The following is a 14759-nucleotide window of genomic DNA, read 5'->3' as shown; positions in this document are numbered from 1 at the left end:
ACACCCTCTCCTCATTAATTAAAATGAAAATTCGATTATAAATCTATATGCTCCACTTTGCGTATCGATAAGTAAGCAATGATAAAACCGACAATTCCGAACATGATAGGAACCGCAATTATGGAACTCAGGGTTGTTCCTCCCGTATTAAGAATAGCGACAATGAGAATGGATGATACAATGGTGGTCGACACCGACTTTTTGCGCATACCGAAAAACAAAGGAATTAGCGCCATTCCAGCTGCAGCTGCTGCATTGGCCACAAATCGAAGCGCTTGATCCGCTACGATTTCGGTCGTCAAAGGATCCGTCACGAACTGGAGCTTTTCATTGAAAAAGTAGAAACCAATAGATACAAGCACATCGGAAATGACCACTAATCCAAAAGTTAATGTGAAGACAATAAGTAGTTTAGACAAAAGCAGCTTTTTCCGGTTGATAGGGTACATAAACAGGATAGAAATCGTGTTGTTCCTGAATTCGTCCACGACTATTCTGGCAAGCAAGACGGAAGCATAAATGACAAATGTGGCTTTGACAATTAATTCTATAATAACGAGCGCGTCTGCATAGTTTTTGAAAGCAGGCTGTCCTTCGGAAGTATCTAACCCGATGATCAGGATGAACCCGAGAATAGCCAGATTGGCAATGATTGCTGTTCTGAAGATGCCGGCGAGCTTCATTTTTCTCATTTCCAATTTAACGAGATGCATCATGTTGCTCGCCTCCTTTGATTAACTGCAAGAAATAATCCTCGAGCGAGTGGCTCTTCTTATTGAAGGAATCTACGGATACTCCGTTCATAATTAAGACCTTCGCCATCTCACTTTGGGGAATTTTCAGGTCATAGATTTTGATGACGCTGCTTCCCTCAAGGATCCGGAAATTCGTTACATTTAATCCATTCTCAAGTACGAAAGCGGCTTTCGTGATGTCCTGAGTATGGAGTTCCATATATTCCGTTTGTCTTCCGCGAATCGCATCCATCGGTACCTCTTCCAATAGCTTCCCTTCACGTATGACACCGATCGTGTCTGCAATCTGCTCCATCTCCCCCAGAATGTGACTGGAGATGAGCAGGGTAATGCCATACTGCCTGCTCAGCAAATGAAACAAATCCCGCAGCTCTCGGATACCGACAGGATCAAGTCCGTTGATCGGTTCATCCAGAATGAGCAGCTCGGGTTTCGTCGAAATGGCGCGTGCAATAGCCAGTCGCTGCTTCATACCCAGTGAAAACTCTTTAACTCGCTTACGCTCGACATTCTTCAACTTCACTAACTCCAGCGAATCATGAATGGCGTTCTTGTTATAATAACCCATGTACTCGCAATGAAGCTCCAAGTTTTCCTGAGCCGTAAACTTCTCGTAAAAGATCGGATTTTCTATAATACTGCCCATTCTTTTCAATATCTCGTACGAGGTGGGGGTCAATTTCTCCCCAAGGATTTCGATTTCACCGCTTGTTGGCTTCACAAGATTCGTCATCATCTTCATAACAGTCGTTTTTCCTGCGCCGTTAGGGCCGAGAAATCCATAAATTTCACCTTGCCGGATGTTCATGCTCACACCCGAAACGACTTCCATTCCGCGGTAGTTTTTCGTCAACTGATGTGTTCGAAGTATATACTTCATGGTACACTTCCTTCCCCTGTCTATGTATCTCATTTTATCCGGGGGTCATGTCTTTTCTATTACTCGATTCTTACGAAAATCTTACTTCTGAGTCGCATCGAGAAACAATTCCCTCAGCTTTGCAAACCGCAAGGTAAACACCGTCCGTTCATAGGGACTGCTGTTCACTTCAATGAAGCCTTCCAGCTGTTCCGTTAGCCGCTTGGCGATGGTTAGTCCCAGACCGCTCCCCTCCGTCGATGAATTCCGGGAATCCTCAAGCGAATACAAACGTTCGAATATCCGGTCTCTCTCCGTTTCATGTATTCCTTTGCCTTTGTCCCATACACCTATATAAGCATGGGTATCATCTTGATGCAGCGTTAGTCCGACAATGCCTCCTTCATACCCGTACCGGATGGCGTTCGACAACAAGTTGTCCAGGATTCGGCTAAGCGCCTCTTCATCGGCGTATATGAATATCGGAGCTTCCGGAATCTCGATTGACACTTCAATTCCTTTACCCTCAAGAATATCGTAATAACTCAACATACTTTTCCTGCAAACCTCGTTTAGATGAACTCTTCTCCGGTCTATCAGCCAGTCACCGGATTCCAGCTTCGCTAAATCGAAAAACTTATTTATGAGGCCCGACACTTCCACCGTTTTCAGCTGCGCCTTGGACAATAGAACGTCCTTCTCTTCGGACGATAGGTTGTGATTATAACGAATAGTCTCGATATAACCGAGAACGACTGATAGCGGTGTCTTCAGGTCGTGTGAAACATTGGACAGCATTCTTCTCATCGACAGTTTCGTCTGGGCACTGTCCGAGATCATCTCATGATTGTATGCAAGCAAACGGTTTACCCCGATCAACAATTCCCGTAACTCCTGTTCGGCCGTGACGAGCAACAGCCGTTCATTTGTCCGGTCGGACACGATGCCGTAGAGCTTACTGCATATGTAACGGAGGTTTGTGTTTCGTTCCTTCTTCGCTTTATATTGCATCACATTCATGAACACTGATAGGAGAAGAATTACGCTCAGGAAGGTTGTCATTTCACTGATCCCCCAGCTTATAGCCGATTCCCCACAATGTTTTAATGTACCTAGGGGCGGATGGATCGACTTCGATCTTCTCCCTTAGCCGCCGCATATGCACATTAATTACGTTCTCGTCCCCGTAATATTCGTCATTCCATATTTGCTCATAAATTTGCGCCTTCGTGTAAACCCGGTTCGGATGGATCGCAAACAACCGCAAAATTTGAAACTCTTTTGCAGTCAATTTGATTTCCTCTCCATTCTTTTTCACAGAGAAATTGTCTGGATCGATTATAAGATCGAAAATCTTTATTGTACGAGCCTCGTTCAAGACATTCGCTTCGGAGGATAACTTAGAGCGCCGAATGGCTGCTTTCACTCTCGCCGTCAATTCGATCAGAGAGAACGGCTTGGCCAAATAGTCGTCTGCTCCAAAACCGAGCCCCAGCGCCTTGTCCACATCTCCGTCTTTCGCTGACACGATCAAGACGGGAATCCAGCTCTTAAGCCTTATCTGCTGCAATAGATCCATCCCATTTATGCCTGGCAGCATTAAGTCGAGAATAATCAAATCAAATATATCCTGTGAAAAAAAACGTTTGGCTTGTTCCCCATCGATAGCTATCACAACCTGATACCCTTCCATTGTCAAATGATCGGATACAATCTCTCTTAAGTACCGGTCGTCTTCTACAAGCAGTAAGGTCTCTGCCATCGTACACCTCCTAAATATAGAAATTATAAATGATTTTATATTCAAATGGAAAAAATTATATTTACTTACTGCACGATTTGAAACGTAAACGTAAAATAGTCCCCCCTAGCAATCAGATGGGGACTAGGATAATCTATTTTGTGTGTCTCAAAAAGATAGGTCAGGTAATTAAAAGGATTCAGAATGTCGACAACTCCTCTTCTTGGGGGTGTGTCGTTGTACATATATTATGGAGTGATCAGGGTGCTAACTTAAAAATAGCTTCAGAAATTAATGCAGCGGCTTCTTTTCTAAGCATATTTTGTTTGGGATGGTAATCGACACCTATTTTGGTTTTAGTAACTTCAGGCCCAAATAATTCTAGTGCTACCATTGCCTGAACTCCCTGTTTCGATGAGTCATTTACTTCTCCTGTTATCTGAGCATTTAACGTATCTATCTCTGGCATTCTAAGTTTTTTGGCTGCTTTCATAAAAATAGTTGCAGCTTCTTGTCGTTGGATCGGCGCATCTATATTGATAGGAGCGTTTATAATCCCGATGTCCTTTGCTTCTTGTACCTCTTCTGCTATTGATCCATTTTTTCTTTGTTCTGGTTCAATCGTAGGGGAGACTTCTAGTACTAGCATCGTCATGGTTATAAATTCTCCCCACGTTATAGGTTTATTCGGTTCAAACCGATCTTCCCATGTTGAAGGAAACAGTTTTGACACTTGCACATTACGGATTTGTTGTGCATAAGCATCATCCTTTTGGACATCAGAGAAATATGGAAGTTTACTTTTTTGAGCATAAGACAAAAGATTTTTCATATACGCAATCGAACCATCTGGATTTTCTTTAAAAGCTAGCATCTGTCCTTCATCGTTGATAAATAGTAATGGATCAATCTGCCTATAAATATTATTGCTGCTAATAAAAGAGATATTATTTTCAAGTGCTAACTCTCCATCACCATGCGGCGTAATATGAGTGATTAAAAAATCCTTTCGCAAATCTATAAAAGTTCCTGCAAAACGCTGCAATTCTTCCTGAGGGGTTTTCAAATATGTTGAGTGTTCCTGGGTAGGAAAAAAATGATTCATGAACTGTTTATAAAACTCTTGGCGTATGTCAGAAGGCTTGTTTCCTACAATGAAGAAGCCCACTTTTTGTTCAGGTAGCAGTGTTAGTAAGTTGCTGAACCCTTCACCATCGCCTCCTTTAGAAATGACGAGCTGATTATGGTGGTCTTGAGTGAGTAGCGAATTTTCAAACCCTAGTGTTGTATCTGGATATGCTGGATGAATTTTGGATTGATATTCTTGTATCATATGAACAGTTTTTGGTTGAAGAATATGTTTATTTTTGAAAACGCCACCATTCAGTTGGGCAATCATAAAATGGGCAATATCATCAGGTGTTGCATTGAGCCCTGCAGCTCCATCAATCGTAGGTGTCCAAGTATAGGGAGGGATTACATGGCCGTTTGGGTCATATTCAAGGGATCGTTTTTTCTGAATTTCAGGAGATAAATAGAGACTGCTGTTTTTCATCTCCAAGGGTTGAAATACATATTTTTTCATATATTGTTCAAATGGCATACCTGATACTTTTTCGACCATGTAACCCAACAAAGTATAATTAAAATTATCATACACGTACACTTCCCCAGGCTTTCGCACTACTGGAGGCATTTTTAACTGCAAAAAAGGTCTCATTGGATGGATCTTTATTAAATCTTCTTCAAAATCAACCTTTTGTGTTTCACTTGAAGCAAATCCAGCTGTATGATCTAGTAAATCTTTCACAGTAATTGGTTCTTTATATGGATTGTCAATTTTGATATCTGTTAAGTAGGTTTGAATATTTTCATTTAGGTCAATCTTTCCTTGTTCAACTAACTGCATGATCGCAGTGGCAGTAAACGACTTTGTAGTAGAGGCCATTAGGAACACAGTTTTTTCTGGGTTAACGGCTATTTTTTCATCTAGATTTGCATAACCAAATCCTTTTTTATATAAGATTTTATCCCCTTTGACTACAACTACAGCCACCCCGGGTACATTCATCTTTTTGATTTTATCCTGCTGAAAAAATTGTTCTACAAATTTACTAACCTCTTTAGTAGATAAAGGACTTATTGGTACTTCTACAGTCCTTCCTGTGGTTTGGCAACCTGAAAGTAGAATTTGAAATGCAGTAATAAATACTAGTATCAATTGAAATACCCTTCTTTTCATTTAATGACAATCCTTTCATTATGAAATCAAAAACTTCTTCTTATCGTAATTGACTAGCCTCTAGCAATGAACAATTACTCGATACGACTTCTTTTCCATGATAGGTTTTTGTTAACTGATGTGTACGAAGAATATAGGTCATATACATGCTTCCTCCTCTTGTCAACCTGTTTCTACTTTAACAAAAGCTCCTGCCTTTTTTATTACATCAATCTTAAGTAATACTTACTTTTGCAGCACCTATCATAAGGTATGCCAAAACGTATAAAAGCCCACAAACTGTTGTTTGTGGGGCCACTCTTCTTGCATCGACTATTTCACTTCTATTGGTGTATAAATCTCTAGTTCACTTTCAGGTGAAGTCGGATTGAATCGTTGGTCCATCAACTCCACTACCCCACGTCGTACTAGCGCTGAGTCCAGTCACCGTAAAGCTCTGAGCCGTTTCTGCTATTGCAGGGGTTGGCTCTCCGGTTGCTTGGGTCGAACTTGCCCAGTTGCCTGAGGAAATCGGTGAAGTCGAATAACGGATATCATAGCTCTTCCCTGCATTTCAATCGATCATTCAATACTTCCCGCGCCTCTATGCTACTTTGGGATTAGATAGGGTGCCATTCCCATTGCAATAACTTGATGCCCCTTATCATTTGGATGGATGGGCAGAGATCCACTCAAGGCATCCTCAATTTTTCCATTTCGATATCCATAGATAAGATTCGCTTGTTTTCCTTCGAACCATGTATGAGCGGGAGCAATACTTACATCGTAACTTTGGGCGAGCTCTTTCGTTATACGATTAAGTTTGTCTACTGACTCAACAGCAAGAGGACTGTTAGGGAATGGGTTGTACTGCGTGCAGCAGATGATGCGGGCATGGCATCCTTTTTTTATTTGGGATACAATGGCACCTAGGTTGCGTCTATAGTTTGCCGCAATTTGTTTTGCGGCTAATGGCTGCTGATTTCGAAGTGAAATCAATGCTGCGTTTGCTAAATCCACGCCTCCGATCCATATCGAAACAACAGCAGCCTGCCGAATAACTGAGGCCCCCCGCCATATCACTGAATCTAACAGATCATCACTGGTCCAACCAGGCCGAGCCATAACATAACAAGTAGCTTTATGGGAACTTGAATTTAATGTAGATACGGTCAATTGGGGATACGCATTTGCAAAAGAGGAAGCATTTTCTCCAAATGTGATAGAATCTCCAAGAGCTGCATAGATCATAGCAATATTACCAACTCCTCAATTAATCATACATACAACACAAATAACCAAATGAAAGAACAGTGTTAATGATCGATTTTTTGCTTATTCCTGTATTTCATCAAGTGCATCTTAAAGGTATAATATTGCAATAATGCTTAGGTTGTGTGGGTATTAATAAGTATTGATTCAATTAAGATTAAGTCCTACTTTAATGTCATGAATATGTCTTTCCTCTCGTTCTTTAGGAAATAATATCCACATTTTAGCGATGCCTAATTTCTAATACTGCCAAAAGCAAAATCAATTCTATATCCTTGTCGTGGAAGTATTTTCCTCCCCCCTTCTTCTTGAGTAAAAAATCTATACTTCACTTTAAAATCAGGTGGAGACTCGTAAAGCCGTTTTTTCTCAAAAATGTAGATCGGACTTCCAGTATTACAACAAACACCAACATAGCTGCCGTCACCCAGCTGCAGGGACCATCCGAATTCTTTTTTACGAATGCAGGCTTTTCCAACACTCAATCTGGTTCAAACGTCCAAGCAATCACAGTATAACGAACATATTTTATCACGTAGTACAAATCAACAGAGGGGAATGAGTAAACATGGGAGCAGTTGGTTATGGTGCAAGTTGTGCAGGTTACGGTTCAAGTGCAGCAGCTATTTTGGTTCTTTTTATTCTTTTGGTTATCATCACATCAGCATTTGTTTGGTAATTCCTTAATCCTATCGGATAGGAGGCTATCCATTGTTGGATAGCCGACCTCCACACCACCTTGCGTACCGTTCTGTATAAGGCGGTTCAACCGTTTAAGTGCAATTGACGAAGACGCTCGTACTGTGCAGGGAAGTCATAATATCCTGCCCGTGCGAGCTTTTCTTTTGTTATGGTTCGGGACAGAATAGGGCTTCCGGCGACACGCCAGTAAGCTGCTCGAGAATTTCCACACTGGTAAGCCTGCCACTCCGGTGGTGTGCGCGAATATTCACGCCGCTTCCGTTCTTTCCCATGAGGAAGCCAAGGAATTTTGAAATGCTTCTGAACCATTTCGCTGACAACCTTATGAGGAGCCTAACCATATATAAAAACTTCAATAAAAAAAGGGGCTGCGCCGAATTAATTCTTTCAGTGCAGCCCCTTTATTTCATTTTACCACCAGAATCCTGGACGACCGAAGCCGCCAAAGCCGCCGCCAAACGGGAATCCGCCAAAACCACCGAATGCAAATGGTTCAGTGCCGATGGCTAAGAGATCAAACAATACCAATGGGATGATCGCTTTCACCTGTACTTTTTTACCTTTTTGCGGAGCTACAATCAATGTGTTTCCGCTAATTCTGACCAATTTGCCTGATACGCTTGTTCCGTCTCTTTTCAGTGCAATAATTTGTTTACCAACCATTTTACGAACGTCCTCTTTCCGAATTTGGGATGTCACAAACGTCCACCTCCTTATGCCAACAGAGATACATTGCTATACAATATACTCCTGTTTAGGTAACATCGATTGGATGCCTGTCCACCAATAAATAAAAACAGTCATTCACCTACAAAAACGCCACTTTTCCAGTCCATATGGCGCTGCATTCCATGATCATCGCGTGTTCCATGGGCCTTCCGACTCCCTCTAGTCTCTTTTAGGTCTTTCACATTATCCCAAGTTGTAGTAACGCGATCAAATGAAGAAGAGCTTCTCAGTATTTCGCGAACCCTAGAAGAATACTCCACGCCCCCCCACCGCAAAAGCAGTCGTTGCGTACTTCAAAGATAAAGGCATCTCTACCCTTCTAAGCGATAAGTTCAAAACAACGTGGGTAAAGGTGTAGCCGAGACTATTGGAGATGAGGAATACTTCGCTGGTAATCTTTAATTGTTCCGGATCTAATCAAAACTGGAATCCCAAATCCTTTTCCTTCAGCAAGTAGGAAATACAATCTTTTAATCGGCATTGTGGTTATTATTGAAATATTGTAAGCACTTAGTCCAATACGTGCATATAGTAATCATCAATAATATATAATGAAATCATCATGAACCTCCCCTGCCTACACTTCGCTTAGAGGCAGGAGTTTCTTACTACTACTTGCCGTAACTTTCTACAAGACAGCAGGTTTGCTACTGTCTTTCGCTACATATGCAGCGGAAACCAAACAGCAAGCTAACGTAAGCAACACTTTTGCAAGTGGGTGGGAACTCACCATCTACTACTTCTATGACACACCGCTTGAACAGATTGTGAGTGCAAAGGAAATCGATCTTTCAGCTCGGATTGAAGCTGTGATTTGCTGATCAATTTCCCATCATTATTTAGCGAATTACGCTTTGCGATGGCGAGGCATTCGTTCCAAATTTCAGCCGAAATCCGGTTACACTGATAAAAACGGTCAAGGTCAGATTTGGATGCGTTAAACGACGATTTGACACATCGTATCATGTTGTTTTCACCTCCTTCCCTTGATTCAAGGTATAGGCTTTCTCATATGCAAACCGCCGAAATACGAATATACGTTCTATTTACAATATAACATTATTTTTTGCTTTCCAAAAAGTTAAGATTTTCGAAAGGTTGAACAAAGAAGACAGCGATTCATCCCGCCACCTGTAGAGGATGGGGGGATGAATCGCTGAACTCCGTTAAAGAAAGGTTGATAATAGGAGAAAATTGATTTAGCGTATCAATCCGAGAAGCCAAGTTTAATGGTAAATGGATATACGCTTCCTAAAATTGCAAATAAGCTTAAAATACATGTTTCAACGGCTTTCTATTGGAGACATAAGATTAGCGGAGAAACCCGCCGAAACGAGCGGGGCACATTGCTGCGAGATGAGGTGATCTGCGTGAATACTATCCTATCAGTTGTCGGAGAAGGTTTATTGGCCGAAATCGTATGCGGAAAGCTATTGGACAGTTATCAGGTCGTTCGACAGACAGATTTCACTATAAACATACCTAAAGAGGCGAATTTGGTTCTCGTGCTGCACGATGACTGGCCTTCCTCCGGATACTTCGAGGCTGAAGAGGCGCTGCAGAAGGCCAACATCCCGTGGCTGCGGGGCTTTATTTCAAAGGATGAGGGCATAGTCGGGCCTTTGGTTCGTCCGGGTGTGCCCGGATGCTCCCAGTGTGCGGATAACCGGCGTTTCACGGCGTCGCCTGCGGACACACAATCTTCCGTAAGATCTTCGCCTGCGGACACACAATCTTCCGTAAGATCTTCGCCTGCAGGACTTTGGCATGCAGCTCACTTGTTGATTGCCGAGACGCAGCGAGTGCTGCGGGGCAGCCGAGCCCATACGGAAGAGCATATGTATATCGTTAACCTGAAAACTCTGAATAGCTCGCTCCATTTCATTCTGCCTGACCCTCTTTGTCCGGTGTGCGGCCGCATACCCGACGATTCATCGGCGGCGGCCAATATTTCGCTCAATCCGAGACCAAAGATAAGCGCCGACAGTTACCGCTGCCGTCCGATAGTCGACCTGAAACAACATTTGGCCAAAGACTATATGGATTCCCGAACCGGCGTTTTTAATGCCAAGATGCTTGACCTCGTGTCACCGTTTGCCGGGGTGGGGGTCAATCTGCCGTCATTTCTGATGGGAGATGAGATAACGGGAGGCCGCAGCTTTTCTTATGCGGAAAGCGAAATGACTGCGATCTTGGAAGGATTGGAGCGACACTGCGGTGTAACCCCCCGCGGCAAACGGACCGTAATCTACGACAGTTACAACCGTGTTGCGGATAATGCGCTCGACCCCACCAAGTTAGGGTTATATTCGAAGGAACAGTACGCGCAGCCTGATTTCACTTACGAACCGTTTGATCCCGACCTCCCGATCGATTGGATTTGGGGCTATTCGCTAGTACGGAAGTGTCCGATCCTTGTTCCGGAGAGTCTCGCTTATTACAGCTCGGGATTCGGTGGCGGCTTTGTCCAGGAAGGCTCCAACGGATGTGCGTTAGGCGGAAGCTTGGAGGAAGCCATCTTGTACGGAATTTTGGAAGTGGTGGAGCGCGACTCGTTCCTGATGACTTGGTACACGCAGTTGCCTATCCCGCGCCTGGACCCCTATTCCGCTAACGATCAGGAACTTCGGCTCATGGTTGAAAGGCTGCGCGCAGTTGCCGGATACGATGTACATTTGTTTAACATGACTATGGAGAATGGGATTCCGAGCATTTGGGCGCTCGCGAAAAGCGTCAGTCCGAAAAAGATGAATCTTATCTGTGCGGCGGGAGCTCATTTGGATCCGGTACGGGCCGCGAAAAGCGCCATTCACGAATTGGCCGGCAGGTTGATCTTCCTGCAAGAGAAATTTGAGACGGGCCTGGAACATTTTATGCGTATGCTCGACGATCCGTTTCTCGTATTGCATATGGAGGATCATGCTATGTTGTACGGTTTGCCGCAAGCAGAGGAACGGCTGCAATTTTTGCTGGATGGACAGCGTCCGCTCAGAACGTTTGACGAGGAGTTCAAGCGTAAGGCAATTCATGCGGATCTGACCGATGATCTGAAGGACACGATCGAGGTGTTTCGCAACTTGAACCTCGATGTCATCGCGGTGGATCAGACGTCGCTGGAAACGCTGCGTAACGGGCTGCATTGCGTAAAAGTTCTGATTCCGGGAATGCTGCCGATGACGTTCGGACATCATTTGCAACGCTTGACGGGGCTGGAGAGAACGTTTCGGGTGCCTGTGGAGCTTGGATATTCGAATGAGTCGCTGACTGCTGGGCAGCTCAATCCGCATCCGCATCCGTTTCTATAAGACGCGAAGAGATCCAACTTTTTACACAAATAAACCGGATTCCTGTACGCTTAGGAATCCGGTTTATTTGTTTCACTATCTTTTTCCATTCGAACCGACTCCAATAAAAATACGAAACGACGGCCCTCCGTAGGCTATCGTTTCGTACAAAGCCGTTCCGTAAAGCAAGCACAGCCTTTTCCACATTCGAAAGTCCTTTTACTGATGTTTACGATGCGTTAGCGGTCAAAATGTGGTTAGGACGCCCCCATCGGCTTCTTTAAAATGGCTTAACGACCATAAGCACCAATATGGCAATCATCAGCAGCTGTGCCGCCGTCTCGATTGGTACGATCTTTTTTATCAGCAGTCCGAACTCGGCGGGTATTTCATTACCCTGGTCTTGACTTTCAGATATGATCTTTATGATCTTTTTCATGCGCGGCTCGATCCATCCGTCGATCATGACGACCATGAGCAGCGATAGAAGGATGGATACATTCAGCCACATTTGGGATAACCCCATCTTGGTTATGATCATAAGCCAAACCCCGGTTAAAATAAGCACGGCTCCGCCAATTTTAGGCATTATGGCAAGTTTGGTCGTTATACCAAAAGTAAAGTGCAGCTGGCCGACGGTTCTAGCGGATCTTCGAATGATAGGCATCACGATAGCGGGGCCAATTATGGCGATCGAAGCCAATATATGCAAAACAAGCAGTAATCCAAACAACCCCATTATCCCCCTTCCCCTCAGCGCACCGTAATATTGCTTTGATAGGCTAGACCGACCCTTTTTCTTTTAAACGCTCCTCCGAGCTCAAGATGGTCCAACATACATCTTGCGACATCGTCATAAGTAACATTAAGCTCTTGAAGTCGGCTGAACAAGTGACCGGCTATATCTGCCTCGGAATATTCCTTAATCGTCTCTGGAATCGGAATGGGCAAGGTTTCCGTTGCTACATGTAGATGAACCGGATCTGGATGCTCTTGCGAATCAATCATAGTTCCCGGACACATAATGGACCAATCGAGCCCAGACTGTTGTAGCCTTTCGAAATTCCGGTTGTGATTTCTATACTCAGGTGGGAAGCCGGGTAAATTGTTGCCGATAAGATCAGTATATGGAATATCCAGCAGGCCGGCTCCTCCCATTATCCATACCCGCCCAGAGAAACTAGGTTGGAATTCACATTGGCTTATAATGTTATCGACGATACGAACAAACTCTTCTCCCTGGCCCGCATGGCCGGCAGCAATAATGGCGGCGTCTTGATGCGCGAGCGCCTCACCGACGCTCACCGGGTCCATAATATCGTCCACGATCACCTTCACATGCTTTGCGGAATGCTCACCAAGTTGATCATAAAGCTTCTCAGAATTTCGCACAAATGCGGTCATTTCATGCCCCATTTTTATCCCTTGTACCAACACTCTTTTCCCTGTATTCCCCGTCGCTCCAAAAACAATAATTTTCATTGTTCTTTCCTCCTCTTAAATGGACCCCAATATTTGGTTAACTCAAGCTTAACATCGCTTCAAAATTATGTTAAGAACCCACTTTAAAGTAGGGTACTTACTTAAAAGTAAGTATGAAAGAAAGGGATACCATTACCTCAAACCCGATAAGTAATTCATATCAGGAATGCGACGGTAGGTAAACAAAAGCTGCCCGGAATCCCGTGGCAGCTTTTGTTTTGAGTTGATTGAATTCGTGTACAAGTTCATTGAACCAGATTTATGACGCTGACTCTTCATATTTCCGCTTATTATGATTTTCTCCCCAAGCACACATGACTTCTGCAACAGGAATCAATGTTCTGCCGTATTCACTAAGCGAATATTCTACTTTTGGAGGGATAGCAGGGTAGACCGTTCTATCGACTATGCCTTCTCGTTCCAAATCTCGGAGATGTTGTGAAAGCATTTTTTGTGAAACATCAGGTATAAGCTTTTCCAGATCGTTGAATCTCTTTTTGGATTCAATCAAGTGCCATAAAATCATTGGCTTCCATTTGCCACCTAAAACATGAATGAGTGTCTCAACTGGACATTCACGCTGATGAATCATTGATAAATCATCCCCTTACACTTAAGTAAGTGCATTACCTAAAATTAACATAACTAAATTTTACGATAGCGCTACAATCAAGTCAATCATTAAAACTAAAAAGGATAAAGAACATTAACGAATGCAGTACTCGCCTCCGCCCTACTATCCGTCGGGAATGAATGAGATAATGATGTTCTTGCAACTTTTAGCCGGCATTTCCCTCCAATATTGGGATAGATATCTTAAAGTTTAATGAATATATGTGTCTTTTTGTATACCCAGCCCGGCTCCACTTCTAACTTGGCATCCATCTCAGCATCCTTAATTTTACAACCCGGCAGACAGATGCCTGTTCCTGCAATTTTCACTCTATATAGCGGATTGAATTCTATTGTGCGGTCAATATAATCGGGCCATCCGCAGTGATGGCGACCGTATGCTCGTACTGTGCGGAAAGCGAGCCGTCAGCGGTTCTGGCTGTCCATCCGTCGGCATCAATCGTCATTAATGCTTTTCCGGCATTTAGCATCGGCTCGATCGTAAAAACCATCCCCTCCTTCAAGCGGAACCCTTTGCCCGGATTCCCGACGTGGGGATAATTAGGTTCCTCGTGCATCTCCCGTCCTACGCCATGTCCGAGCAGATCACGCACAACCGAGAATCCGTTTCGCTCGGCATGAGTTTGAACTACGTGCATCACATCGCCGATCCGTTTTCCGACGACAGCATTTTCAATACCAAGATATAAGCATTCTTTTGTTACCCTCATCAGATTACGGGCTTCTTCCGTCACCTCGCCGACCGCATAACACCAAGCTGAATCGCCGATCCAGCCATCCGCTTCCGCGACGATATCGATGGTGACGATGTCGCCTTCCTTGAGCGGATTCCGGTTCGGAAATCCATGCGCAATGACGTCGTTGACAGACGCACATGTCGCAAACGGATAGCCGTTGTAGCCTATCGTATAAGCCTTGGCACCATTCTCCTTCAGGAACCGCACCGCGAACGACTCGATATCGAGCGTTGTGATACCCGGCCGGATCATACCTGCGATTGCTTGATGAAAAGCAGCGACAATTCGGCCGGCTTTTCTCATTTCTTCAATTTCTGCTCTCGATTTCAGGATGACCATTCCAT

At 43.9% G+C, this 14759-nt stretch carries 13 protein-coding genes; 2 read left to right on the top strand and 11 right to left on the bottom strand.

Features of this window, described 5'->3' with window-relative positions; genetic code table 11:
• Positions 1-35: 35 nt before the first annotated feature.
• The 6 genes from ACFQZT_RS26685 to ACFQZT_RS26660 form a co-directional block, all read right to left on the bottom strand.
• Entirely contained in the window at positions 36-716 is a 681-nt protein-coding gene (locus ACFQZT_RS26685; RefSeq protein ID WP_379304945.1) for an ABC transporter permease, read from the bottom strand.
• Positions 700-1635 carry an ABC transporter ATP-binding protein gene (locus ACFQZT_RS26680; RefSeq protein ID WP_379304943.1) on the bottom strand — a complete coding sequence of 312 codons (936 nt, stop codon included), beginning with the start codon at positions 1633-1635 and terminating at the stop codon, positions 700-702. The genes ACFQZT_RS26685 and ACFQZT_RS26680 overlap by 17 nt, the downstream gene beginning before the upstream one ends.
• Before the next feature lie 81 nt (positions 1636-1716).
• Positions 1717-2676: a sensor histidine kinase gene (locus ACFQZT_RS26675; RefSeq protein WP_379304941.1), complete on the bottom strand. Its 960-nt coding sequence runs from the start codon at positions 2674-2676 to the stop codon at positions 1717-1719.
• Between the two features lies 1 nt (position 2677).
• Positions 2678-3376: a response regulator transcription factor gene (locus tag ACFQZT_RS26670; RefSeq protein WP_379304939.1), complete on the bottom strand. Its 699-nt coding sequence runs from the start codon at positions 3374-3376 to the stop codon at positions 2678-2680.
• A 238-nt stretch (positions 3377-3614) separates the two neighbouring features.
• On the bottom strand, positions 3615-5597 hold the full coding sequence (locus ACFQZT_RS26665) for a serine hydrolase domain-containing protein (RefSeq protein WP_379304937.1): 1983 nt from the start codon (positions 5595-5597) through the stop codon (positions 3615-3617).
• A gap of 588 nt (positions 5598-6185) precedes the next feature.
• On the bottom strand, positions 6186-6827 hold the full coding sequence (locus ACFQZT_RS26660; RefSeq protein ID WP_379304935.1) for an SGNH/GDSL hydrolase family protein: 642 nt from the start codon (positions 6825-6827) through the stop codon (positions 6186-6188).
• Between the two features lie 589 nt (positions 6828-7416).
• Between ACFQZT_RS26660 and ACFQZT_RS26655 the strand changes: the two genes are divergently transcribed.
• A complete protein-coding gene (locus tag ACFQZT_RS26655) occupies positions 7417-7527 on the top strand; it encodes a YjcZ family sporulation protein (RefSeq protein ID WP_163954161.1) in 111 nt (36 codons plus the stop codon).
• A gap of 434 nt (positions 7528-7961) precedes the next feature.
• Here the strand turns inward: ACFQZT_RS26655 and ACFQZT_RS26650 are convergent, their stop codons facing one another.
• Complete coding sequence (locus ACFQZT_RS26650) at positions 7962-8213, bottom strand: hypothetical protein (protein ID WP_379304977.1); 252 nt, start codon at positions 8211-8213, stop codon at positions 7962-7964.
• Positions 8214-9649: 1436 nt separating this feature from the next.
• Between ACFQZT_RS26650 and ACFQZT_RS26645 the strand changes: the two genes are divergently transcribed.
• Positions 9650-11584 carry a TOMM precursor leader peptide-binding protein gene (locus ACFQZT_RS26645; RefSeq protein WP_379304933.1) on the top strand — a complete coding sequence of 645 codons (1935 nt, stop codon included), beginning with the start codon at positions 9650-9652 and terminating at the stop codon, positions 11582-11584.
• A gap of 259 nt (positions 11585-11843) precedes the next feature.
• Here ACFQZT_RS26645 and ACFQZT_RS26640 read toward each other — a convergent pair whose 3' ends face one another.
• From ACFQZT_RS26640 to map, 4 genes are all read right to left on the bottom strand, one after another.
• Complete coding sequence (locus ACFQZT_RS26640; protein ID WP_379304931.1) at positions 11844-12302, bottom strand: DUF2269 family protein; 459 nt, start codon at positions 12300-12302, stop codon at positions 11844-11846.
• A 14-nt stretch (positions 12303-12316) separates the two neighbouring features.
• On the bottom strand, positions 12317-13045 hold the full coding sequence (locus tag ACFQZT_RS26635; RefSeq protein ID WP_379304929.1) for an NAD(P)-dependent oxidoreductase: 729 nt from the start codon (positions 13043-13045) through the stop codon (positions 12317-12319).
• Between the two features lie 259 nt (positions 13046-13304).
• Complete coding sequence (locus tag ACFQZT_RS26630; RefSeq protein ID WP_188176686.1) at positions 13305-13637, bottom strand: winged helix-turn-helix transcriptional regulator; 333 nt, start codon at positions 13635-13637, stop codon at positions 13305-13307.
• A gap of 370 nt (positions 13638-14007) precedes the next feature.
• Complete coding sequence (gene map / locus ACFQZT_RS26625) at positions 14008-14754, bottom strand: type I methionyl aminopeptidase (RefSeq protein ID WP_379304927.1); 747 nt, start codon at positions 14752-14754, stop codon at positions 14008-14010.
• Positions 14755-14759 lie beyond the last annotated feature (5 nt).

Origin of the sequence: Paenibacillus sp. GCM10027628, from assembly GCF_042676385.1 — a bacterium.
In the GTDB taxonomy this organism is placed as follows: Bacteria; Bacillota; Bacilli; order Paenibacillales; family NBRC-103111; genus Paenibacillus_E.
This window is presented reverse-complemented; position numbering and strand designations above follow the sequence as displayed.